Source organism: Vibrio tasmaniensis, from assembly GCF_024347635.1.
GTDB classification, from domain to species: domain Bacteria; phylum Pseudomonadota; class Gammaproteobacteria; order Enterobacterales; family Vibrionaceae; genus Vibrio; species Vibrio tasmaniensis.
Genome location: NZ_AP025510.1, coordinates 2,979,007 through 3,002,746 on the forward strand (window position 1 = coordinate 2,979,007; position 23,740 = coordinate 3,002,746).

Consider the following 23,740-nt stretch of genomic DNA (forward strand, 5'->3'; position numbering starts at 1 on the left):
ATCAATGTCATAACTGTACCATTGAATATAAGACCCAAAATCATAAAGAGCAATATTGAGCGGAGGATATCATGAGAGGCAAGAGTAACCATCGGCAGTCAGGTTTCTATAAGTAGACGATAAAGATTCCCTATCACGCTCGTGCCTCGCTGTCGGGAATGACGAAGCACAAAGCAACTCAAGCAATAACAACCGTCATTCCAGAACCGAGGGACGAAGTATCTGGAATCTCACTTTAACGGCGAATACAATTATACGAGCATAAAAAACGGAGACCGAAGTCTCCGTTTTCTAAAGCTTATGTATGACTTTCCCTGTTACGAGAAAGGGGGATGATTACATCATGCCGCCCATGCCACCCATACCGCCCATGCCACCCATATCAGGCATTGCAGGGCCAGAATCTTGTGGCTTATCAGTGATCATAGCTTCTGTTGTGATCATAAGACCAGCAACTGATGCTGCGAACTGAAGTGCAGAACGAGTTACCTTAGTTGGATCTAGGATACCCATAGCAATCATGTCACCGTACTCACCCGTAGCCGCGTTGTAACCGTAGTTACCTTCGCCAGCACGAACATTGTTAGCAACAACAGACTCTTCATCACCTGCGTTCTTAGTGATTTGACGAATAGGCGCTTCCATTGCACGTAGTGCAACACGGATACCTACGTTTTGCTCTTCGTTGTCACCTTCAAGGCCAGCAACTTTAGATGCAGCGCGGATAAGTGCAACACCACCACCAGCAACCACACCTTCTTCAACAGCAGCGCGAGTTGCGTGAAGTGCGTCTTCAACGCGGTCTTTCTTCTCTTTCATCTCAACTTCAGTCGCTGCACCAACTTTGATTACTGCAACACCGCCAGCCAGCTTAGCTACGCGCTCTTGAAGTTTTTCTTTGTCGTAGTCAGACGTTGCATCTTCGATTTGTTGACGAATTTGAGAAACACGACCTTTGATCATCTCTTCATTACCCGCACCATCGATGATGGTTGAGTTTTCTTTAGTGATCGTAATGCGCTTAGCTTGACCTAGGTCTTCTAGCGTTACTTTTTCAAGGTCTAGGCCGATCTCTTCAGAGATAACCGTGCCGCCCGTTAGGATAGCGATGTCTTGCAGCATAGACTTACGACGGTCACCGAAACCAGGTGCTTTAACCGCAGCCACTTTAACGATGCCACGCATGTTGTTCACAACTAGAGTTGCTAGTGCTTCGCCTTCTACATCTTCAGCGATGATAAGAAGTGGACGAGATGCCTTAGCTACTGCTTCTAGAGTCGGAAGAAGTTCACGAATGTTCGACACTTTCTTGTCGATTAGAAGAATAAATGGGCTTTCTAGATCAACAGAACCGGCCTCTTGGTTGTTGATGAAGTAAGGAGATAGGTAACCGCGATCGAACTGCATACCTTCAACTACGTCTAGCTCGTCTTGTAGAGCCTGACCTTCTTCAACCGTGATAACGCCATCACGACCTACTTTTTCCATCGCTTCAGCAATGATGTTACCTACTGTCGAATCAGAGTTCGCAGAGATAGTACCTACTTGCGCGATAGCTTTCGTGTCTGAACAAGGAACAGAAAGGTTCTTCAGCTCTTCAACAGCCGCGATAACCGCTTTGTCGATGCCGCGCTTTAGATCCATTGGGTTCATGCCAGCAGCAACTGCTTTTAGGCCTTCAGCGATAATAGACTGAGCCAACACTGTAGCAGTCGTTGTTCCGTCGCCCGCCGCGTCATTCGCTTGCGAAGCCACTTCTTTAACCATTTGTGCACCCATGTTTTGGAACTTGTCTTCAAGTTCGATTTCACGTGCAACAGAAACACCATCTTTAGTGATCGTTGGTGCGCCAAATGATTTGTCTAGAACAACGTTACGACCTTTAGGGCCTAGCGTTACTTTTACTGCGTCAGCCAGAACGTTTACACCTTCTAGCATTTTAATACGTGCGTCGTTACCAAATTTAACGTCTTTAGCAGCCATCTTAATTTCCTTTAAATTCTTTGTTCAATCAGTTCAATTTTATGGGTCGGATTACTCAACGATCGCCATGATATTGAACTCAGACATTATCAGTACTTCTTTGCCATCGATCTTTTCCGCTCTAGTACCGCGGTCTTCTGCAAAGATAACTGTGTCGCCAACTTTAACGTCCAATGGTTGTAGTGAGCCGTTTTCTAGAATGCGGCCTTTGCCAACAGCTAGAATTGTACCGCGAGTTGATTTTTCAGCGGCAGAACCAGTTAGAACGATGCCACCAGCAGATTTAGATTCAACTTCTTGGCGCTCAACGATAACTCGGTCGTGTAGAGGACGGATATTCATCGGTCAGATCTCCTGATAATTTCCATTAATTTGATAGTTGCCACGATTGGCATGAGGTTACTCAATATGTTGGGGCAATGTGAAAGATCCCAAGGGGGGAAAGATACTTTTTGTGAAGAACTTCAAACAACAAGAAATGTAGAATGAAAAATGGCTAGTGGATAACACTAGCCATTTGAAATTTAATCTTCTTTTCTAAACGCAAAGCGTATTAGAACAATCGCAACCCCTAGCATACCGCCTAACAAAATACCAAGAACAACGATTAGAGCTCGTTTAGGTTTATCTCGGACTAATGGTTGCTCAACATTACTTAGATATCGAAATGCTTGAAAATCAACGGTTCGATCGATTTTAATATTGTCGAGCATGTCTAACTGAGCTGTTATTTGTTGGAGGCGAGGCTCTAAAACCGTTAAATTTTTTACAGACTCCAACACCTTGATTTTTTCTTGCAAAGCTTTTGAGCCAAGTTCTATTGCATAAAAATCTCTTGCGTTACCACTAAAAATAGGAGTTTCGACACCGGCTGCTTTAGCAATCCCCAAGGCCGACTGCGTTCGTTCGACTTCAGCGCGCAACCTGTTTTTAGCCTTGCTTTCAAGAACCATTTTTTGCTGAATTAATTCGTTACGCTCACCGAAAACAAGTGCTTCAAGATGATCAAATACATCATCACGAACTTGAAGCTCGGTAAAAGAAATATAAGATTTTAATAAATTAAAACTACTTTCTTTCGCTGTTGATTGAACACTTAGGACATATGGTGCATCTTTGTTCTTCTTATCTATTAATAGCGCAGAGATCCTTTCGAACCACTCTATGTATAGCTTGCGGGTAGCATCTTCAGTTATTTCAGAAGCATTCGAAAAATGACTCTCTTTAATATTTTTAAATTCAGCGCTTTGCTCTAAAAAAGCTTGCTTATTATTGCTTGAATTAAATAAATCGACAAACCGTTGAAATATAACCTGAGAGTCAACTAAATAATCGAGTTCTTCGCTACCAGTGGTAGAACCATTTGCTTGATAAATAGAGAAAGCAGGTTGAAACTGTTTCACTTGCTGCTGATACATAATTCTATCTTGAAGTTCAGCTTTTGTAATCTTGGCCTCAGAAGACCACCATTCTTGAGATGTCAACGCAAAACCAATAGAACTTGCAGTAAACAAAGCCGTAACCAATATTATTATGAGCTTACCATCCCACAAAGCCTTAAAAAGCTCTTTAAGATCGATCTCATCATTTGATGTATACATCGGCGGATTTTGTTGGGAATACGGCTGTGGTTGTGTGTGCTGCTTCACTGTAAATCTCTCAAAAATATCTAAATTGATAACGGCGGAATCGTATCACACCGTATACCGTTAGTATTGTGTGATTTGTAAACTTTATGAAAGCGATCTTCAGACTATTCACAATTCACTGTATTCTACTCATATTCTAGTTCAATCGGCGTTTTACATGCAAGATAAGCACGGGCTATTAGCCGCTCCCATTGAAAGTACATTGCGTACCATGACCATACCGACTATTTTCGGTATGGTGGCGATCTTGATGTTTAACCTCGTCGATACTTTCTTTATCTCGTTGCTTGGCACTCAAGCCTTAGCAGCGGTGAGCTTTACCTTTCCAGTCACTTTTTCCATCAACTGCATCACCATGGGGATTGGTATTGGTTTATCGACGTGTATCGGTCGGTTGCTTGGTCAAGGCTACGCACAAAATGCGGCGAGATTTACCTGCCATGGGTTATTACTTGCGGTGCTTCTTGTTGGCTTTGCATCAACTCTGGGACTTGTAACGCTTGAACCTATGTTTGCCTTATTGGGGGCAGAACCTGAATTAATGCCACTAATATCTGAATACATGACAGTCTGGTACTTAGCCATTCCACTACTTGTTATTCCAATGGCAGGTAATAGTGCTATACGAGCGAGTGGCGATACCAAAACACCCGCCAAAATCATGCTACTGGCTGGGCTTATAAATGGCGTTTTAGATCCGCTACTCATCTTCGGGTATGGGCCTTTCCCTGAGCTGGGGATTCAAGGCGCAGCCATTGCCAGTGGTTTCAGTTGGTTTGGTGCGTTATGTGGTTCACTGTATGTATTAACCATACGAGAAAAACTGCTTGCTCCACCTAAGCTGAAAAACATAGTCAGTGACTGGCGACAGATCCTAAAAATAGGAACACCAGCCGCTCTGTCTAACGCTCTGAATCCACTTACTGGCGCTATCATCATGATGATGTTGGCCAAGCAAGGGACTCAAGCGGTGGCGGCGTATGGCGCAGCGCAACGTATTGAGTCCATTCTTATCATTGTGTTGATGTCTCTTACTTCGGCTCTTACGCCTTTCATGGCGCAGAACTTTGGTGCAAACAACCCTCAGCGCAGTTTTAAGGCCCTGTTTCTAAGCATGCGCTTTGCCATATTATTCCAAGGGTTGGTCTTCTTAATGATGGTGCCATTGAGCATTCCTTTGGCCGCCCTGTTCTCGCAAGAAGAGTCAGTGCGAGGCATATTGTGGCATTACCTGCTAGTAGTGCCCTTTAGCTATGGGTTCCAAGGCATTGTGATGATGCTGATCAGCGGCATGAACGCCATGCATCAACCACTTAAAGCCTTCCAATGGAGCTTCATGCGCCTGTTTGTCTTTACCTTGCCGTTCGCTTGGATAGGCAGCCAAATCGATGGTGTCGAAGGACTGTTCATAGGCTTAGCCTTAGGGAACATTGTCGGCGGTGTTTCAGGGTATTGTTTCGCACTTCGAGTGAAGGCTCGAGCTAGCAAATAACCCTCTATCATTCCCTACAGCGAGGGACGAGCGTGATAGGGAAACTCTCTTTATGTTGAACACCGAATATGACAAGTAATACATGGCATGATATTCCAGATATTTCGTTCCTCAATTCTGGAACGACGAAATCATTAAGGCTTTTGTTTAATTTGCTTTTAAGCTCTAAAAGTTCTTCGTATCCCTATTACCCGCATCCACATCTCGCATCTATTCCCCAGACTACAGATACAAAAAAAACGGCCACACTTACGTGCAGCCGTTCTAGTATTCGATGAAAGTTAAACTATTTATCTAAAACAGCAATTACTTAACGATCACGTCACCTGACATTTCTGCTGGGATATCAATACCAGACAGAGACAGCATCGTTGGTGCAAGATCAGACAGCTTACCGCCCTCCTTGAACTCAACGTCTTTGCTGCCTACGTAGATAAGTGGAACTGGTAGGTTAGTGTGCGCCGTGTGGATGCCGCCCGTTTCTGGGTTTACCATCATTTCTGCGTTACCGTGGTCCGCTGTGATAAGCAGTTGGCCATCGGCTTCTTTGATTGCTTCAACTACTTTATCAAGGCATTCATCTAACGACTCTACGGCTTTAACCGCTGCATCGTAAACGCCAGTGTGGCCAACCATGTCACAGTTAGGGAAGTTACACACGATAGCGTCGTATTTGCCGCCTTTGATTGCTGCAACAAGCTTTTCAGTTAGCTCTGGTGCGCTCATTTCTGGCTGTAGGTCGTAAGTCGCTACTTTTGGAGAAGCAACAAGCTGACGCTCTTCACCTTCAAACTCGTCTTCTTTACCGCCGTTGAAGAAGAACGTCACGTGCGCGTATTTCTCTGTTTCAGAGATACGTAGCTGCGTTTTGCCTTCTTTCGATAGCCATTCACCGTAAGTGTTCTCTAGGGAGGCCGGTGGGAATGCACAAAGAAGCGGAATGTCTGCCGCGTATTGAGTCAGCATCACAAAGTCGATTGCTGGGAATACGTTACGCTCAAAACCGTCGAAGTTAGGTACGAATGCACGAGTAATTTCACGCGCACGGTCAGCACGGTAGTTCATGAAGATAACCGCATCGCCATCAACGATAGCTGCAGACCCTTCGCCTTCCGCTTTAATTTCAGTCGCTTTTACGAACTCATCGTTTTCGTCACGAGCGTAAGCTGCTTCAAGGCCAGCAACCGCCGTGTCGAATGTGAATTCCGCTTTTGCTTGAGTCAATAGGTCGTAAGATTCTTGAACGCGATCCCAGTTGTTATCACGGTCCATTGCGTAGTAACGACCAATAAGCGAAGCCACACGGCCTTTGCCCAGTTTAGCGAATAGCGCTTGGAAGCGAGCTAGTGTGTTTTCTGCGCTACGTGGCGGCGTATCACGACCGTCTAGGAATGCGTGTAAGTAGATTTTCTCTGCGCCACGTTCTGCTGCCATTTCAACGGCTGCGTAGATGTGATCTTCATGAGAGTGAACGCCACCTGGAGACATAAGGCCCATGATGTGAACGGCTTTGTCTGCTTTAACTGCTTTATCAACAGCGTTAACTAGCGCTTCAGTTTGAGCGAACTCGCCGTCTGCGATTGATTTAGTAATACGCGTTAAATCTTGGTATACCACGCGACCCGCACCGATATTGGTGTGACCCACTTCAGAGTTACCCATTTGGCCATCAGGCAGGCCTACATCTAAGCCAGAAGCAGAGATTAGCGTGTTAGGTTGGTTAGCAATAAGACCGTCTAATACAGGTGTATTAGCGTTCGCGATAGCGTTGTCTTGGTTGTCTTGACGGTAACCGTAACCGTCAAGGATCACTAGAGCCATTGGCTTCTTAGCTGACATAGGATTGACCTCGTTCAATTCAAAATAAATCAGTATAAAAACAAATTAGCGTAACTTTACTACAGTTTACAGTCAAAACTGTAGTGGAAGATCAAGAAAGGGCGCAGGTAGGATGAACGAATATGAAAAAAAACGTCATTTTGTGTTTAACTGACTATGCGAAGCACTTAGATAATCAAGCACTCGCTACGCATTCGACACAATCAAAAATAGCCCCATAATCGCATTAAGAGGCTCTCTATTATCTAGCGGTTTTCAATAAGCTCTTCTTGCATTTGACTCGCATTCCAAACCAAATCACCAATTCCATCCGTTGGCGAGAATCCGGTAGGTGCATCAAGAAGCAATTGTCGAATCGTATCATGCTCTAGGTTGTGACAAGCAAAATCTAAAGATTCAAGTAGCGTGTCATACTCATCGATCGGCAAGAACACCTCTTGTGCGGTCATGATTCGCTCATGAGCTGTACGCGCGACATTATCGCCAATCAATAACTCTTCATACAACTTCTCACCAGGGCGTAAACCTGAAAATTGAATCTCGATATCACCATGATGATTCTCTTCGTTCTTAACTGACAGGCCTGAAAGTCTAATGAGGTTTTCCGCGAGATCTGTAATTTTCACTGATTCGCCCATATCGAGCACGAACACATCTCCACCTTTACCCATCGCGCCAGCTTGGATAACCAGTTGCGCTGCTTCAGGAATAGTCATAAAGAAGCGAGTGATATCTGGATGAGTGACCGTGAGCGGGCCACCTGCTTTAATCTGTTTCTTAAACAACGGAATCACTGAACCTGAAGAACCAAGCACATTACCAAAACGCACCATACAAAAACGAGTACCGTTCTCTTTTTGGTTCTCTTGCTGCGCTAATGCCTGTAAGCCTAGCTCTGCCATCCGCTTGGTTGTACCCATCACATTCGTTGGTCGTACAGCTTTGTCTGTTGAAATCAGAACAAAAGATTCAACTCCAGCTTCAATTGCAGCGTTAGCCGTATAGTAGGTGCCATAAATATTATTACGCACGCCTTCAACTACATTATACTCCACTAAAGGAACATGCTTATACGCTGCTGCATGATAAACAGTCTGAACACCAAAAGACTTCATTGAAGTCAATAAACGGTGGGGGCGTTGGACTGAACCTAGTAATGGCACTATCTCAATATCATAGCCTTCACTTTCGGTAATTAAAGATAGCTCGCGATCAATTTGGTATAAGCCAAATTCAGAGACTTCAAAGAGCACCAAGGTTTTAGGCTGCTGCTTTAGAATTTGACGGCACAGCTCTGAGCCAATAGAACCGCCTGCACCAGTCACCATTACAACTTTGCCTTTGATGTTTGCTTCCATCAAAACTTGCTGGGGAGTAACAGCATCACGTCCTAATAGGTCTTCAATTGGTACGTCTGTTAACTCATCAATTTTAGCTTTACCAGAAACAATATCGGCCATATCTGGCACCGTTTGAATCTCAACAGGCAAGGGAGCTAATAAGTCCAATACTTGCTTACGACGCGCACGAGAGGCACTCGGAATAGCAAGTAATATCTTTGACGTAGCATACTTATTGATTAAAGCCTCAGATTTGTCTAATTCAATCACTGGTAAGCCCAAAATCATAGTATTAATAAGCGTCTTGTCCTCATCAATAAACGCTCGAATCCGATAGTTCTCTGACGCTCGAAGAGCAACAGCCAATTGACGGCCACCTGAACCAGCCCCATAAATCAGAACCTCTTCCCTAAGGTCATTTGAGGTAGTTGCGACAAGGTTTCTAACTGCAAGGCGAGAGCCACCACACAATAATGCTAAGTAAGCACCATAAATAATAGGGACCGTACGAGGGATTGGTTCTTGAAGGTAATAAGCAAATACAGCCAGTGCTAATGCAGACAATATTGCTCCTGAAGTGACGACAAATAGAGCTTGAAAAGTAAGATACCTGAGCACTGCTCGATATAGTCCTATCTTAGTAAAAATAAGAACCGTTGATATTACTGTTAAGCCAATCAGTAATAAATTATCACTATCATTCAAAAATCTTACATCACCTAACCTCGTCCACAGCGCTGCATGTAAAGAAAAAAGGATAAAAAAAGTATCAATAACCACGCTGATGACTCGTTTATGTAAACGGGAGAGTTGCCACATAAAATTTAGACGTTGCATAAAAACATTCCTATTAATTGGAACTTGTATGTATAAGGAAAATGTAAAAAGAGGATACCGAGGTGGAACTCTTTCACTAACAGAGCCAACCTATGGTTACGGTAATTGGCCATGCTCCTTATTGAATTTACAGCCCCCATAGTCTGAAAATGAAACCTGTTGGGGCCATTTGTGACGCTTCAAAAAAGTATTTAAACGACCATCCATCTCAAGACTGAGACACAAAAGAGCGCCAAGGTAATTATTACCTAAGAAAAATTACGCTGGAATAAGATCACTCCCAATAGATCACATATTAGTTTACTTTTTCACAGCATCACCTGAGCCGCTGCCAGTGGCGGTCATGATGATATATTTGAAATAACCTCGAATTGTAAGAGTATCAATCATTTTTCTGTCCGTTTCCGCCAGTAGCCTCGGAGTCGACATATCAATGTTTTGTACTTGAGCTAATCCGGTGACACCAGGTAAAACATCATACACATTTAGTGCATCACGATCTTTAATCAGTTCATCTTGATTAAATAAGTTAGGGCGAGGTCCTACTAAGCTCATTTCACCCTTTAATACATTAATGAGCTGTGGCAGCTCATCAATTTTGGTTTTACGAAGGAAATCACCAAGCTTGGTGATTGATGCATTGTTTGCTAGGTGACTTGCTACTGATTTAGTTTCGACACTCATGGTGCGAAACTTTATAAGTTTGAATGGCTTCTTATTTCGACCAACTCTCTCCTGCACGAAAATAGGTCTACCTGTATCAAATAACCCAATAATAAAAAAAATCAACAGTAACGGCCATAAAATCATTAACCCTACCGCAGATATAACAACATCAAAAAACCTAGTCATAAACACTAATCCTTGAATTAAGAAAAATTTTCAATATCAAAAATGGGCGCCCAACCTAAAACTTCCTTTGCTTCAACTGAGTCAACCTCTAAATTACCAACAATATTTTCGACGAGTGTACTTTTATTGAAGACATAACCAAAAACCTTGAAAAAAATCAATGGAACTGGAATGTGATAGATATTTCTCCCTAGAGATTTAGCTATATTATCTATAAAATCCTTGGTTGACATCGAAGGAGCTTCTGATGCTATAAAAACCTTTCCTGAAGCTCGGGGATGTTCGGCACAAAGTTCTAGTAAATCAACCAAATTATAGACTGATATGAAATTACGCTTATTCTTTATGCACCCAAAGGGGGATAATACTGATAAAGAAACAAAACGATGTAGCATAGAAAAGTTTCCTGGAGCTCCTTTTCCATATACTAAAGTTGGTCGAACAATAACAATTTCCATGTCATATTTATCACCAATCTCTTGTAAAGCCACTTCAGTTTTATGCTTAAAATAAGCAAAATCATTTGCAGGTATAATAGGGGAAGCCACACTTATAATACCTTTTCTTGATGAGTTCCCATTAACAAGGACAGAACTAACGAATACAAAACGTTTAACCCCTGCCTTTGCCGCAGATTTTGCTAGTCTGATTGTACCTTTAAGGATAGTTTCCTCGTAGTAACCATATTCAAATTGTTTGTGAGCTGGTCCTGCTAAATGGATAACAGATTTTATATCACAAAATGCTCCTTCCCAATCAGTCTGAGAATCTAATGTAGTAATTTCAAATATATCATTTTGATTGCTATCAACAGTCCTTTTTCTTCTTACAACCTTCCGGTATCTAGTTTCATTTTTTATGAAATGACTACCAATAAAGCCACTAGCACCGGTTAGCAATATCTTATCCATTGATGACTCTTTTAACTAAAATAGCTAATATTGCGAATGAAAATAGAAGCTTCTCGTTTGCTTTCCTTCTACATTTGTGCCCATAGAAAGCTAGCTTAACAAGATCAGATTTCTTCCCGCTTTTGATTAGTTCTATTGGTTTGGCTTTTAGGTCGAGATAATTTGCTTGTTCGATCACTTTAGTAAAAGCAGAGTTACTAAGGATAACTTTCGCTCGCAGTATTCGAGCAGCCATACCAGAACTAGCACCTACGACGTTAGCATCATGTTGTCTATACAGCATCAATGGACGTGCTCCTATATACCATTTATAACCTTGGGTTCTAGCAAAACTATATATAAACCAATCATGCATCCATAACTTTTTACTACCCAGACTATTCTCGATCAAATTATTTTTAATAGCTATGGATAACTGTTTATCTAAAACAAATGAACAGCCAGGGCCAGATGACTCAAATAAATGATCGTAGCTAACTTGAGGCGCATTTTTCTTTATCAATTTTGTCTTTCCGTTTTCCCAAAAAGCCATCACGTTTCCGGAGTACGCATTAGAGCTGTTTTTTTTCATTTCTGAAATTGACGTTATTAACTTGTCAGGCAGCCATATATCATCTTGGTCTGATAATGAAATATAATCATAGTCTTCAAAATCTACATCCCTAAAAAGCCTGAAGAAATTTTGACCAGCACTGCCGTACGTTTCACCATAAGGTAAAATTATAATATTAGAGTTTCCCCTCTCAAAGCCTTTTAGAATGTTAAGCGAACTATCAGTCGATTTATCCACACTTAAAAATATATCTAACTCGACCTCTTTTTGTTTTAAAATAGATGTCAACTGCTCATGTAAGTATTCTTCACCATTATAAACAGCACAAAGAACACACACTTTAGGTAGCATTATAATAATCTCGCATGTTTAAGCTCTATACCATTCAGATCCTTTTCGGATAAAATTGGAAAGATACCATTCAAAGGCCATTCAACATTTAATTGAGGATCATTCCAAGATATTGAAAGTTCGCCCTTTGGGTTATAGTAATCGGTACACTTATACACGAACTCGGCTTCGTCACTCGTCACATAAAAACCATGAGCGAAGCCTTCAGGCACCCATAACTGGCGCTTGTTTTCCGAAGATAAATACTCTCCAACCCATAAGCCAAAAGTCGGTGAGTCTTTTCGAATATCAACTGCAACATCGAATACTTCACCTGAAACCACTCGCACTAACTTTCCTTGAGTATTTTCTGTTTGATAATGCAAACCACGCAGAATTCCTTTTTTAGATTTAGAATGATTATCTTGCACAAACGGGGTCGGTTTGCCTGTTACTACCTCTTCGAATTTCTTTTGGTTCCACGTTTCCATAAAGAAACCGCGCTCATCACCAAACACACTTGGTTCTATAATTTTCACATCAGGAATGCGAGTATCGATTACTTTCATTTTATTATCCGGTATACGCTTGAATATTTTTTAAAGCAGCCTTCCAATCACTCGCTTCAACAGAGAAACCTAAAGTGATTTTCTCGGTACTTAAGCGAGAATTGCTTGGGCGCTTTGCTGGTGTCGGGTATTGGTCGGTGGGAATGCTCGTTAAGTTCGGCTTTTTCACAAGCACCTCTTGCTCAACCGCAACATCAAAAATGGCATCGGCAAAGTCAAACCAACTGACATGAGGCAAGCCCGAATAATGGTAAACACCGTACTCAACCGTTTCACCTTGAGTAATACACTTCGCGATTTGAATCAATGCACTTGCAATGTCACCCGCATAAGTCGGCCCACCAAACTGGTCACCGACAATGCTCAATGCGTCTCTGTTTTCACCTAAACGCAGCATGGTTTTCACAAAATTATTGCCGTTGTCACCAAACACCCATGCAGTACGAAGGATAACATGTTTATCACACGCTTGTGCCACGGCGATTTCACCGGCGAGCTTGCTTTTACCGTAAACCCCTTGCGGGTTTGTCATATCCGTTTCCACATACTCGCCGGCTTTATTGCCTTCAAAGACATAATCAGTCGAGATATGCAAAATGGCCGCATCAACTCTTTGTGCAGCCTGGGCTAAGTACTTAGGACCATCACGGTTTATCGCGTAAGAAAGATCGATTTCCTCTTCAGCCTTATCAACCGCTGTATGTGCAGCCGCATTAATAATGATGCTAGGCTTAAACTCAGCAACCGCTGCATTGACAGCACCTTGACTAGTGATATCAAGATGCTCTCTATCAAGCGCCAACACTTCAGTATTCTCATAGTTCGCTAACTGCTCAGTTAGACTCGAACCAACTTGACCATGACAACCTGTAATTAAAATGCGCATTAACTGACGGCCTTTTTTTGAGCTTCATTTACTAAACGAGTCAGGTATTGTCCATATTCGTTTTTCATCATCGGTTTAGCTAAAGTCAGAACTTGCCCATCACTCAGCCAACCATTGCGCCACGCGATTTCTTCTAAGCAAGCCACTTTTAAGCCTTGCACATTTTCAATCGTTTGAACGAAAGAAGACGCTTCGTGCAGGCTCTCATGCGTACCTGTATCTAGCCAAGCAAAACCACGTCCCAATAACTCTACGTTTAATGAGCCATCATTTAAGTACATTTCATTGAGCGTGGTAATTTCTAGCTCACCACGATGAGATGGCTTCACTTGCTTGGCCATTTCCACCACGCGATTATCGTAGAAATACAAACCAGTTACTGCGTAATTGGATTTTGGTGTTTCAGGCTTTTCTTCAATCGAAACAGCCTTCATGTCTTCATCAAAGTCGACCACACCAAAGCGCTCTGGATCTTTGACTTGGTAACCAAACACAGTCGCGCCCGAGTCTCTTGAAGCGGCACTTTGTAGTGTTTTAGAAAATGACTGACCATAGAAGATGTTATCGCCGAGTACTAAACACACGCTGTCATCACCAATGAACTCTTCACCGATGATAAACGCCTGTGCTAAACCATCTGGGCTTGGCTGAATCGCATATTCAAGGTTAATACCGAAGTCTGAGCCATCACCGAGTAGACGCTGAAATCCTGCATTGTCTTCCGGTGTGGTAATAATCAAAATATCTTTAATCCCAGCGAGCATTAGTGTCGATATTGGGTAAAACACCATTGGTTTATCGTAAATCGGTAAGAGTTGCTTTGATACTCCGCGAGTCAACGGATATAAACGAGTGCCAGAGCCACCAGCTAGAACAATCCCTTTCATTATTTTTTCACCCTTGATTCTATTGTCTCTACACCCAAGCGCTCACGTTGGTAACTACCATCTTGCACGTTTTGACACCATGTTGAGTTGTCTAGATACCATTGCACTGTCTTACGAAGGCCCGTTTCAAACGTTTCTTCTGGGGTCCAATTTAGTTCACGCTGCATTTTGCTTGAATCAATGGCGTAACGCCTATCATGACCAGGACGGTCTTGAACGTAAGTGATTTGTTCAGCATACGTTGACTCTTTAGGCACTAAAGTATCTAAGATTTCGCAAATGGTATTCACAACTTCGAGGTTTCTCTTCTCGTTGTGGCCGCCAATATTGTACGTCTCGCCCACTTTCCCTTCAGTCACTACTTTGTAGAGTGCTCGAGCATGGTCTTCAACAAACAACCAATCGCGAATTTGGTCACCTTTACCGTAAATAGGTAAATCTTTGCCTTCTAGCGCATTAAGGATAACTAATGGGATCAGCTTTTCAGGGAAATGATATGGGCCGTAGTTATTCGAGCAGTTGGTTACGATAGTAGGCAGGCCGTAAGTGCGTAACCATGCACGCACTAAGTGGTCACTCGAAGCTTTTGATACCGAGTATGGACTTGATGGTTCGTAAGATGTTGTCTCCAAGAACATTGGTAGCGCTGTCCCTGCTGGAACTTCATCTGGATGTGGAAGATCGCCATAAACTTCATCAGTAGAGATATGGTGAAAGCGAAACTCCGCCTTTTCATTGGCTTCAAGACTATTCCAATACTCGCGTGTCGCTTCTAGCAGCGTATATGTTCCCACTATGTTAGTTTCAATGAATGCAGCAGGCCCAGTAATAGAGCGGTCAACATGCGATTCGGCAGCTAGGTGCATGACTGCGTTAGGTCTGTGCTGAGCAAAAACACGATCAAGATTTGCTCGGTTGCAAACATCGACTTTCTCGAACGCGTAACGTTCATTTGAATCCACTTCTATAAGAGATTCTAAGTTACCTGCGTAAGTGAGCTTGTCAACGTTGACAACACTATCAGAAGTATTCTTAATAATATGACGAATGACAGCAGAGCCGATAAATCCAGCGCCACCGGTGACAAGAATTTTCATAATAATTTTCTCTTTTTTACTTTAATCCAAGATATGACTATTTTCGTTGGGGATTAATTAGCAACCTATTGCCCACCCGATCTATTTTAATCTAATCTCAAAAAACAATTTAAGATTAAACTCACCAACCTTGAAAAATCATCATCCCTAAAAAATTTGGTAATTCACTAAAATATCAAAACAACAGTTTACTTATCTATTACCTCATTAACTAACTCCGACCAACCGTCTAACACCTGATTGCTATTTTCGTATCTTGCCGAAACAAACACATCGTCAAAAGAATGTATCAACTTCTCTAATGTAACTTGTAAATGATATGCATCATTTGGGTCTACGAAGCACACCTTATCATAACTGCCGATAGTCTCATGCGCATAAGGCATATCTGCTACTAAAATAGGCAGATTAAAATATTTAGCTTCGCTTATAGGTAACCCCCAAGTTTCTAACTTTGATGGAAATAGTAGGACATCACAAGACTTGTAATAAGAGTTGATTTCACGTCTTCTTTGATACCCGATAAACCTAAAACAGTCTAAGTGCTTAGTTTGGTTTACTAGACTCTTAGCATAAGCTGAATCAGATTCTGATATCGTGATAAAAAAAACAAAACTTTTCTCCAAGCTAGGAGAAAGCTTAACAGCATTTATTATCAGTTCTATATTTTTAAAAGTTCTAGCAAGAGTTGGATAAAAAACTTTAACGCGCTCAGAATAATCTCGAGAAATATTCAATAATAAATCCTCATCAAAATCATCATCCAATGTTAAATTAAGTATAGGCTTTGCTGCAATTACATTGCTAATCCCATACTTATTCTTGAATTCATTTACAATCCAGTCTTGCTGACAAAATATAATTTTATTTGAAAATAAATTTATTCTATAAAGATAAAAATAAAACAATGAAAACAGAAAGAACTTTGGTGAAAAATAAAGGTCGAATATCCCAGCAGTATAGAAAGGTGCAGCATTATGACAATAAACGTATTGTGTTACATATTCAGGTAACCTAGGTGACATATCATGCATTGAAACCCAACAATCAGGTTTTAACTCCTTAGCTAACTTATAAGAATCTAAATACTCAAATTTTAAACGTCGTCCCCAACTCTTTTTAACTTCTGGAAATTCATAAAACTCAATATTTGGGTAGTCTAGGTGGGGGAAAAGTTCTTTGCTGTTGACCAAACAGATTATAGTTTCACCCGTAATAGCAAATGCCTCGATTGCTTCAGAAAATATTTTTAGCGGACCTGCTTCAACTAGGTTTACACCAGACAAAACGATTTTCATAGCAATACCCATTTTTGGGTCTCAATATTGTATTTTTTGATCACTTTGGCTGGGTTACCAACAGCAATACTATAATCTGGGATTGATTTAGTAACTACTGCCGAAGCACCAATTATACAATTTTTGCCTATTTTGACATTTGGAAGAATTGTAACATTTTCACCAAGCCAAACAGAGTCTCCTATCCTTACCTCTCCGAAACTTAAGGACCTTTGGATCGGTGGTGATTCGATATCTGAAAAATCTGAGACACCATGATTATGATCAGTAATGAAGACCTTACTCGCAATAAGAACATTGTCACCAATAATAACAGAATTGACACAACCAATATGCACATAATCATTAACTTGACAATTTGAGCCAATTATCAAATTAGGAGATTTACCCGTCAAACTGAGACAGTCAATCCTTAAGCCAACTCCAGATGTAAAACCCTTGCCAATTGACATGTATTTTTTACCACGAAAATAATACGGGGAACGCAACAATCTGAAGTTTGGATAAAATATTTTGGTTCGAATAAAATTAAAAGCAAGTCTAATTATTGAAGAAAAACTATAACTACTAATGACATTCATCTAACTACCCTTCTCAACAATAAAAATATAACGGAATTTTTTAAAACCCTCAAATTTCCTTTCATTAGTTGCTTACCTATTCCGATAGCTATTTGCAGAGCTAACTTAAAGCTAAAATAAGAAATTAGTGATGCACAGTTTGCATACAATACTTCAGAATTTCTAAAATCACTACCTCCTCCTGATATGTGTGACAAGTCATGCTCTAATATTGATTCACTAACTTCGTAACCAACACCTTCCCTATTAATCTGATAACAGAATGCCGTGTCTATGCCATAAAGTAAAAACCTTTCATCAAATACTTTTTCATTTTCAATATTATGAATAAATAGTTTGTTTAACACAAGGCCACTCGTTATAGTTTGAACTCCTCGACTATCAAAACAGGGATAATGCAGTTCTCCGTTACAGTATATTTTAGGAAAAAAAATTTCGCTGTTAGCTTTAAAAAACTCTTGAATGTAATCAGAATTCAATATTGTGTCATCGTCGAGAAAAACGTAAAACTTAGAGTCATACGCATCAACAAACTTATTATATAACTTTGCTAGAGATGCATTCACTAGTACATTATGCAGATCTAACCCATCCTGGTTGGGATCTATTTGAATATTAGGGCCATTGTTAAAAACTACGATTCTCGATGAATAAGGTAACGTTGGCAAAATTGATTGCAAGCTGCTTATTGTAGCACTTTGACTTAAGTCTTTATTATAGAGAATAATACAAAAACTAATATCTAACATAAATTTCCTTTCTTTAATGGCAGTATAGTTCTTCCGCCAAACTTAACGTTACTAAGGCTAACAAAAATAATAGAATAATATATTTGCATAACAAAACCTCCACTATTAAGTATGTTTTGAAAACTTAATAGAACCGTGACAGAAAGAAAAAACATCAAAGATACTAGTGCTCTTTTTCTTATATGTATTACATTGTATAAAACAATAAGTGATAACATGAAGAAAAACAATAAAATTCCATAAACCCCTAAAACCCCAAGATGATTATAAGGTTTAAGGTATAGCCCGCCAACAGTAAAGCCATTAACGTCAACTGCTTCAACTCCTTTAAAGTTGTTCACACGCCTGGCTATAAAGTCAGGAACAATATTATCTAAAAGGAAGTCATAAATGCTAGTTTCACTAATATTACGATTGACATCGAAGATAGACACGGGAGACGAAATATACAAATATCCGTAAAAAAACTCTTTTGGAACATATGAATCTCTAAATTCTTGCGATGCTTTACCTACAGTGAGGATATATTCATTAGAATCTTTACCTAGTCGAACATTACCCATCAAATTAAACAAATAGAGGAACAGAGAAACAAACACTAATAGTTTAACAAATAACGGTAATATATTTCGTCTAAAGCTAACATAATAATAAAGATACATAAATAAGTATGCTAACACATTAAAGACTATAATCCCTCGCCTCCCCATCATTACAAAGATTAAATTAAGCATTATCACATACAAAAAGTAGCTATTATCAATCCCTTTCAGCTTACAAGACAATCTTTTTTGATAAAAAACAAGAGAAATATAACTCACAAAAGAAACATATAACCCGTGTAATAATGGGACACCAAAATCCAATTCTAATATATCTTCATAATTGTAATAAAGAATAGGAACATAACCGGAGAAAACCACTTCTATAAAGAAGAAAAGATAAATGGCTAGTATTAAATATTTATCATTCCTACTGTATAAGAAAGAAAAAAAGAATGTTCTATGATTATTTTTCAACGTGTTTGAAATCTTACTTTGAAAAAAAACACCTAGAACAATCATTGCTACAGATGAATATATATATATATATAAAGTTTCATCAGACACTACTTCAAACAATTCACTCCAACCAAGATATGTAGTCGAAATTGAAAATAATAGTACTGAACCTAGTATAAAAAAAGGATTAAAAATAAAATATTTCATTAGCTGGGGTAACTTTTACTATCGATCAAATTCAAGTCGCCGCCGAAAAGATCTTTATACATATGTGCTATTGATGATGAATCTCGCCATTCTTCTGATGTGTAACGATATTTACTACCAAGTCTCGTTAATAACGCAGTAAACTTATCATCATCAAAGCTATTACTCTCGACAATAGCCCAGCCATAATCAATTAGATAAAATCTATCATCACTTGTGTAAAGTATATTATCTGGTCTTATGTCTCGGTGGATAATGTTCTTGTCTATAAGTGTGTTGTTGATTTTTTCCAAAAAAATCCCGACTTCGACTTTACTACATGAGACATCAATAGGTTTTGCATTATCTAAGAAATCCATAACAACATAACTCGTAGACTTATCTATATCACATAAAGCAAGTGCTTTAGGTGAAATACCAGAATCCCTAACTAAGTTCAAAGATATAAATTCTCTTTTCGCAACAAGACTGTTTTTACCTGACTTTATTAAATACTTCTTATCATTAATTACCGCTGTAAATATAACCGTCTCATTATGCCACGATTCAAATGCATGAAACCTTATACTGGAATAACCTCTAGATCTTAGATCAAAATATAATTTAGCAGTTAGTAAAACAACTTTAGATTGTCGAATAATGTGCAACATTTTTCCAAGACAAGGTCTGATCGAAGACCTAATATTATACTTAGTCTGTCTCAACACTCTTTTTATGTCAGACAACTTAGAAATTGGTAATGTATCGCAGTTGATTTTCTTAGCATTTTTCTCGTTAAAATAGACACTTACATCACGTGGTTTTGTCTTTCTGTAATCATTATCGACCATAAATTTATTTAGATAGCTTATTAAATCAACATTCCCTAACTCTCTAAGAAATTTATTATTATAGTCCTCAGTAATTGAGTATTTATGAATAAGTGCATGGTAGACTAAAGATGGCAAGAAATTTTCAGTTGATGGGATGTATATCCCTTTCTCATTTAATATGGCTGAATCTAAGATATTGTCAGACCAAATCGGATCATAATACCCATCACTTCTATCTCTGATATCAATCTCTACATATTCATTATTAACCTTTAATAAATATGCTTGAGGTCGGAAATTATTATTCAATGGCTCAGCATTGGATATATAGGCAAATTCCTTGATATTTGAAGTTAAGAAATCAATATCACCATGATCATTAATCAAATAATTTTCAGGTAGCTCTTCAAAGTTTCGTAAAACCAAGTAAGAAATACTTTTATTTAAAAAACAAAATAATTCTTGAAAACTACTCCAACCATCAGCCCCATATAGATTATTATCTATTATCTCTATATTCTGACTTAAATCAAATATAGTATCATGGCGTTCAATATTATATTCTTTTACGCTTTTTCCTAACAATAAAACAAGATCATGGTTAGTTTCATGCTCACCATTCGTAGAGTGTATCTTATGCCCCCCGCCAGTCCATTCTCGGTATTTTACTTTTTTATCAAAAACATTGACATTAACATTTTCTGGCACTCCACGTGATGTTGGTCGACTCTCATAATGAGGGTTTTCATCATAAAAAGTAACTAATACAAACTCACCATTTCCACAATGTTTCTCTTTATGAGAACCTGATGGTAGCTTTTCGCCGTAAAACCTAGTTAAATTTTGACCAAATTTTTCTTTATCCCATTGTATATAATAAACACCAGCGATCCGAAAAGAACTATCAATATCCTGAATAATATCTAGCTCTTTATCTCTAGCATTTTCCCAAATTATAATAAGATTTAATTCATTCATTTCATACTCTTTTCACTTTAAATATGCCAAATTTTTTATTTGCCACAAATAGGCCTAATCCATTTTTTATAATGATTGAGAATGTTGTTGCTACAGCAGCACCATACAATTCATACATAGGTATAAGAGACAAGTTAAGTATCAGATTAATAAAAAAAGATACAATCAATATATTACGATGATAATTTTCATATCCCGTCATCATTAACAAATAAGCAGTAGGTCCCGTTGCTAATGCAAATGCTTGAGCTAAAACAAGAATACAGAAAATACTATACGAGTTTCTATAGCTTTCTCCATATATAATGGTAATAAACCATTCACCAAAAAATATTGATAACATCAACATTAGTAAGGCTGCAATCATTAAACACAAACTAATTTTTTGATAATTTTTAACTAACTCATTTATTTTTTTCTGTTCATATAGTTTAGAAAAAGTTGGGCCTATAATACCATTTACAATTATCAAAAGCATTGCAGCAAGTCCAGACAATCGAATCGCGACACCATAAATTGCAACGGACTCACTTGAGGAGTAGGCTTCTAAAGCTATAATATCGATACTACTCAAACCCACATTCAAGACACTAATATAGAAAAAAGTTGGTAGTGATTGTTTATATCTAGAATAGATATTATTATTTAGTGATGGTTTGCTGGGAGTTGTTTTAAAATAAAAAAAAGCAGATACAAGTGAAGCCATAGTAACGGACACTGTATAAGAGTAAATCAATGAACTTGATGTGCTCGATATTAAAATTATCAGTAAAGCAGGAGGTAGTATTAATTGACAAAAATTAGCTTTATTATGTTCATTAACACCTCTCAAATACTCTGAACAGTAACATGTGATTGAAAATGGTATTATTATATATAAGAACTGACTAACTGTAAAACCTGAACCATTAAAAAAATCGAAGTCTAATATCCTTAATGAGAAGAAGTAAACAAAAAGATGTAAAGATACTATGTAAACAAATATTTTACTTGAAAAAAACAGAACGTCATTTTTAATCTTATAATTGAACGTATGGGCTAGTTTCAACAAACTAGTATCACTTCCAAACCTTGCTATTATCGAGACTAAAGTCACAATTTGAACCAAATAAAAATATTGCCCTACAGTAGAACCTGGATATGTTCTTGCTACATAAATATTTAGAAGAAAGGAAAATAAAAGACCTAAAATCCGCACAGCGAATATTGATTTAAATTTCATTAATTTACCTCTAAAACAAAAAATTCAAACTCTGAGGTTAAATAACAAAAACATTCATGATCATGATGGTTATCTTTAATTAGTAAGATTTTATTCAAAAGTTCTTTCCGTTCATAGTTAAAGTATACACCTCAGGATAAGCCCAACATTAAGCACACATCATTGCAACGCTTTGTTAGTAAAAATTTTCAGTCTATTATTCTTCATTTTCCTATCACGAATGCCACTCCTGAATTTCATTCTGCTTTCAAAAATAGCTCAAAGCATCTGGCATAAGCATTAGATTCGCTAATGTTAACCTACCGTGTGTACTCAGACACGCTACCGCCCTTGAGTTTGGCTCCCAAAAGCAAAGGTTCAACATATGCTGTAGTGAAGATTGTGATTAAACAGTAGATAGTAGCAAATAGAAGGGATATACTCTATCTAATATTTTCGATTGTTACCCAACATTTTGACGAATATTGCTTTAGGTTTTTCATTGTAATTTTAGTTGAAAACTGGCTGTTCGTGTTTTTGAACAATGAAACCAGCTTAAGTTACCGATACTGAGCTCACCTGCATATCGTAAGTTGTTAAACTCAACTTCCTACCAAGTAACGGGTTAGCTCCTCCTTTCGAAACCATCCTATTCCACTTCTCTTTACAAAGCTAAGAATCTAACTCACGTCACATTGCTTCATGGGTAGTCAATGTGACATGAGTTAACACTGAATGCATGAATCAACTAAAGATCTATATTAGCTTAGACTTTTTTTAATTATATTTAAACTTAGTCTATGCCTTATGAGTGCTGTGTGTCGAATTCAAACAGGGGGATGTAAGAGTCAGTTCCATTTCTCAAGATAATATGATTTAGCCACCGTATAGATCGACTTGGTTGTTACCAGTATTGCAATGTTATCAAGAAATCAAATACAGCCTACAAAGAATGCGCGGCAGCTTCCCCCCGGCCTGAACATAGCATTGTGGCTTCGAGAGAGGTTAATCTATCTTTGGTTAAAGGTAACTGGTCTAATTACACGAATATGACTTTAAGGTTTTTTCGACAGAGATGACGAACAGGCTTAAGTTTCAAAATAGAACTTAAGTCTAGCTAATCCTTAAAGCCGAGCTTTTACTAGATAGCTAGTTTTAAATGCACATCGTAACTTTTGCGATGTGCATTTTTTCTTTACACTGTACTAAGATTGAAAGATTTTCCTAAACTCTTTGATTTGCCCATTATTTTTAGGTGGAAGCATGACAGAAACAACTAGCCCGACTAACGTGAAAACGCTTACGGTAAGATGCTAGTTCTTATGGGGCATCTTCAGGCTAGCTCTGAGCCTTGACGTCCTCAACACCAGTAACTTGAGCAAGCTTTCCCTCAATCAATATCCGACGCCCTCCGACCATGCTCCCTATATTACCTATATCATCAATACTTATGTGTAAAAAGAAATCCATAACTGAACCGCACCACACTTAATACACTGTTTCATCAGTTCCAGATCATCAAAATGATCTAAGTTAAAAATTACAATTGAACGCTTTTCACCGGCTGCTCGATTGAGCATTGATTAGATCTTTCTTGCACCAAAGTATTTCACTATTGATGCAGGAAATTGAAGGTAAAGTTAAATTTTTCTATTTTCGATCGCACGAATCCCATCATAATCAAACAC

General features: G+C 38.9%; 19 protein-coding genes. 1 reads left to right on the forward strand and 18 read right to left on the reverse strand.

Going from position 1 to position 23,740, the window contains the following annotated elements:
• Positions 1-336 precede the first annotated feature (336 nt).
• From groL to OCV44_RS13285, 3 genes are all read right to left on the reverse strand, one after another.
• Positions 337-1,983 carry a chaperonin GroEL gene (gene groL / locus OCV44_RS13275; RefSeq protein ID WP_017081617.1) on the reverse strand — a complete coding sequence of 549 codons (1,647 nt, stop codon included), beginning with the start codon at positions 1,981-1,983 and terminating at the stop codon, positions 337-339.
• A gap of 51 nt (positions 1,984-2,034) precedes the next feature.
• Positions 2,035-2,325, reverse strand: a complete 291-nt coding sequence (locus tag OCV44_RS13280) for a co-chaperone GroES (RefSeq protein WP_017097235.1) — start codon at positions 2,323-2,325, stop codon at positions 2,035-2,037.
• 182 nt (positions 2,326-2,507) lie between these two features.
• Entirely contained in the window at positions 2,508-3,632 is a 1,125-nt protein-coding gene (locus OCV44_RS13285; RefSeq protein WP_139685724.1) for an LPS O-antigen chain length determinant protein WzzB, read from the reverse strand.
• 157 nt (positions 3,633-3,789) lie between these two features.
• On the opposite strand from OCV44_RS13285, the gene OCV44_RS13290 reads away from it, so the two are divergent.
• Positions 3,790-5,124: an MATE family efflux transporter gene (locus tag OCV44_RS13290; protein ID WP_139685725.1), complete on the forward strand. Its 1,335-nt coding sequence runs from the start codon at positions 3,790-3,792 to the stop codon at positions 5,122-5,124.
• A gap of 306 nt (positions 5,125-5,430) precedes the next feature.
• Here OCV44_RS13290 and gpmM read toward each other — a convergent pair whose 3' ends face one another.
• The 15 genes from gpmM to OCV44_RS13365 form a co-directional block, all read right to left on the reverse strand.
• A complete protein-coding gene (gene gpmM / locus OCV44_RS13295; protein ID WP_139685726.1) occupies positions 5,431-6,963 on the reverse strand; it encodes a 2,3-bisphosphoglycerate-independent phosphoglycerate mutase in 1,533 nt (510 codons plus the stop codon).
• Positions 6,964-7,208: 245 nt separating this feature from the next.
• Positions 7,209-9,140 (reverse strand): polysaccharide biosynthesis protein, encoded by a 1,932-nt coding sequence (locus OCV44_RS13300; RefSeq protein WP_139685727.1) that lies wholly within the window; start codon positions 9,138-9,140, stop codon positions 7,209-7,211.
• Positions 9,141-9,440: 300 nt separating this feature from the next.
• Entirely contained in the window at positions 9,441-9,992 is a 552-nt protein-coding gene (locus OCV44_RS13305) for a sugar transferase (protein WP_139685728.1), read from the reverse strand.
• A 17-nt stretch (positions 9,993-10,009) separates the two neighbouring features.
• Positions 10,010-10,903, reverse strand: coding sequence for an NAD-dependent epimerase/dehydratase family protein (locus tag OCV44_RS13310; protein WP_139685729.1), 894 nt, complete (start codon positions 10,901-10,903; stop codon positions 10,010-10,012).
• The gene (locus OCV44_RS13315; RefSeq protein WP_139685730.1) at positions 10,896-11,807 is read right to left on the reverse strand and encodes a glycosyltransferase; all 912 of its coding nucleotides are present in this window, start codon (positions 11,805-11,807) and stop codon (positions 10,896-10,898) included. The genes OCV44_RS13310 and OCV44_RS13315 overlap by 8 nt, the downstream gene beginning before the upstream one ends.
• Positions 11,807-12,355, reverse strand: a complete 549-nt coding sequence (gene rfbC, locus OCV44_RS13320) for a dTDP-4-dehydrorhamnose 3,5-epimerase (RefSeq protein ID WP_139685731.1) — start codon at positions 12,353-12,355, stop codon at positions 11,807-11,809. The genes OCV44_RS13315 and rfbC overlap by 1 nt, the downstream gene beginning before the upstream one ends.
• A gap of 4 nt (positions 12,356-12,359) precedes the next feature.
• Positions 12,360-13,241: a dTDP-4-dehydrorhamnose reductase gene (gene rfbD, locus OCV44_RS13325; protein WP_139685732.1), complete on the reverse strand. Its 882-nt coding sequence runs from the start codon at positions 13,239-13,241 to the stop codon at positions 12,360-12,362.
• Positions 13,241-14,128 (reverse strand): glucose-1-phosphate thymidylyltransferase RfbA, encoded by an 888-nt coding sequence (gene rfbA, locus OCV44_RS13330; protein WP_139685733.1) that lies wholly within the window; start codon positions 14,126-14,128, stop codon positions 13,241-13,243. Before rfbA ends, rfbD begins: the two co-directional genes overlap by 1 nt.
• Complete coding sequence (gene rfbB, locus OCV44_RS13335; RefSeq protein WP_139685734.1) at positions 14,128-15,225, reverse strand: dTDP-glucose 4,6-dehydratase; 1,098 nt, start codon at positions 15,223-15,225, stop codon at positions 14,128-14,130. Before rfbB ends, rfbA begins: the two co-directional genes overlap by 1 nt.
• A gap of 188 nt (positions 15,226-15,413) precedes the next feature.
• Positions 15,414-16,535, reverse strand: a complete 1,122-nt coding sequence (locus tag OCV44_RS13340; protein WP_139685735.1) for a glycosyltransferase — start codon at positions 16,533-16,535, stop codon at positions 15,414-15,416.
• On the reverse strand, positions 16,520-17,104 hold the full coding sequence (locus OCV44_RS13345; protein ID WP_139685736.1) for a DapH/DapD/GlmU-related protein: 585 nt from the start codon (positions 17,102-17,104) through the stop codon (positions 16,520-16,522). The genes OCV44_RS13340 and OCV44_RS13345 overlap by 16 nt, the downstream gene beginning before the upstream one ends.
• On the reverse strand, positions 17,101-17,853 hold the full coding sequence (locus tag OCV44_RS13350; RefSeq protein WP_139685737.1) for a glycosyltransferase family 2 protein: 753 nt from the start codon (positions 17,851-17,853) through the stop codon (positions 17,101-17,103). The genes OCV44_RS13345 and OCV44_RS13350 overlap by 4 nt, the downstream gene beginning before the upstream one ends.
• Positions 17,847-19,061 carry an O-antigen polymerase gene (locus tag OCV44_RS13355; RefSeq protein ID WP_139685738.1) on the reverse strand — a complete coding sequence of 405 codons (1,215 nt, stop codon included), beginning with the start codon at positions 19,059-19,061 and terminating at the stop codon, positions 17,847-17,849. The genes OCV44_RS13350 and OCV44_RS13355 overlap by 7 nt, the downstream gene beginning before the upstream one ends.
• Positions 19,061-20,851 carry a hypothetical protein gene (locus OCV44_RS13360; protein WP_139685739.1) on the reverse strand — a complete coding sequence of 597 codons (1,791 nt, stop codon included), beginning with the start codon at positions 20,849-20,851 and terminating at the stop codon, positions 19,061-19,063. Before OCV44_RS13360 ends, OCV44_RS13355 begins: the two co-directional genes overlap by 1 nt.
• A 1-nt stretch (position 20,852) precedes the next feature.
• Complete coding sequence (locus OCV44_RS13365) at positions 20,853-22,073, reverse strand: lipopolysaccharide biosynthesis protein (protein ID WP_139685740.1); 1,221 nt, start codon at positions 22,071-22,073, stop codon at positions 20,853-20,855.
• Positions 22,074-23,740 lie beyond the last annotated feature (1,667 nt).

Bases quoted from the DNA above. Each gene is read 5' to 3' on its own strand.
- OCV44_RS13340 (WP_139685735.1), bottom strand. From the start codon at position 16,535: ATGGGTATTGCTATGAAAATCGTTTTGTCTGGTGTAAACCTAGTTGAA.
- OCV44_RS13290 (WP_139685725.1), top strand. From the start codon at position 3,790: ATGCAAGATAAGCACGGGCTATTAGCCGCTCCCATTGAAAGTACATTG.
- OCV44_RS13310 (WP_139685729.1), bottom strand. From the start codon at position 10,903: ATGGATAAGATATTGCTAACCGGTGCTAGTGGCTTTATTGGTAGTCAT.
- rfbB (WP_139685734.1), bottom strand. From the start codon at position 15,225: ATGAAAATTCTTGTCACCGGTGGCGCTGGATTTATCGGCTCTGCTGTC.
- rfbC (WP_139685731.1), bottom strand. From the start codon at position 12,355: ATGAAAGTAATCGATACTCGCATTCCTGATGTGAAAATTATAGAACCA.
- rfbD (WP_139685732.1), bottom strand. From the start codon at position 13,241: ATGCGCATTTTAATTACAGGTTGTCATGGTCAAGTTGGTTCGAGTCTA.
- OCV44_RS13365 (WP_139685740.1), bottom strand. From the start codon at position 22,073: ATGAAATTTAAATCAATATTCGCTGTGCGGATTTTAGGTCTTTTATTT.
- OCV44_RS13300 (WP_139685727.1), bottom strand. From the start codon at position 9,140: ATGCAACGTCTAAATTTTATGTGGCAACTCTCCCGTTTACATAAACGA.
- groL (WP_017081617.1), bottom strand. From the start codon at position 1,983: ATGGCTGCTAAAGACGTTAAATTTGGTAACGACGCACGTATTAAAATG.
- OCV44_RS13280 (WP_017097235.1), bottom strand. From the start codon at position 2,325: ATGAATATCCGTCCTCTACACGACCGAGTTATCGTTGAGCGCCAAGAA.
- OCV44_RS13350 (WP_139685737.1), bottom strand. From the start codon at position 17,853: ATGTTAGATATTAGTTTTTGTATTATTCTCTATAATAAAGACTTAAGT.
- rfbA (WP_139685733.1), bottom strand. From the start codon at position 14,128: ATGAAAGGGATTGTTCTAGCTGGTGGCTCTGGCACTCGTTTATATCCG.
- OCV44_RS13355 (WP_139685738.1), bottom strand. From the start codon at position 19,061: ATGAAATATTTTATTTTTAATCCTTTTTTTATACTAGGTTCAGTACTA.
- OCV44_RS13345 (WP_139685736.1), bottom strand. From the start codon at position 17,104: ATGAATGTCATTAGTAGTTATAGTTTTTCTTCAATAATTAGACTTGCT.
- OCV44_RS13305 (WP_139685728.1), bottom strand. From the start codon at position 9,992: ATGACTAGGTTTTTTGATGTTGTTATATCTGCGGTAGGGTTAATGATT.
- OCV44_RS13360 (WP_139685739.1), bottom strand. From the start codon at position 20,851: ATGAATGAATTAAATCTTATTATAATTTGGGAAAATGCTAGAGATAAA.
- OCV44_RS13315 (WP_139685730.1), bottom strand. From the start codon at position 11,807: ATGCTACCTAAAGTGTGTGTTCTTTGTGCTGTTTATAATGGTGAAGAA.
- gpmM (WP_139685726.1), bottom strand. From the start codon at position 6,963: ATGTCAGCTAAGAAGCCAATGGCTCTAGTGATCCTTGACGGTTACGGT.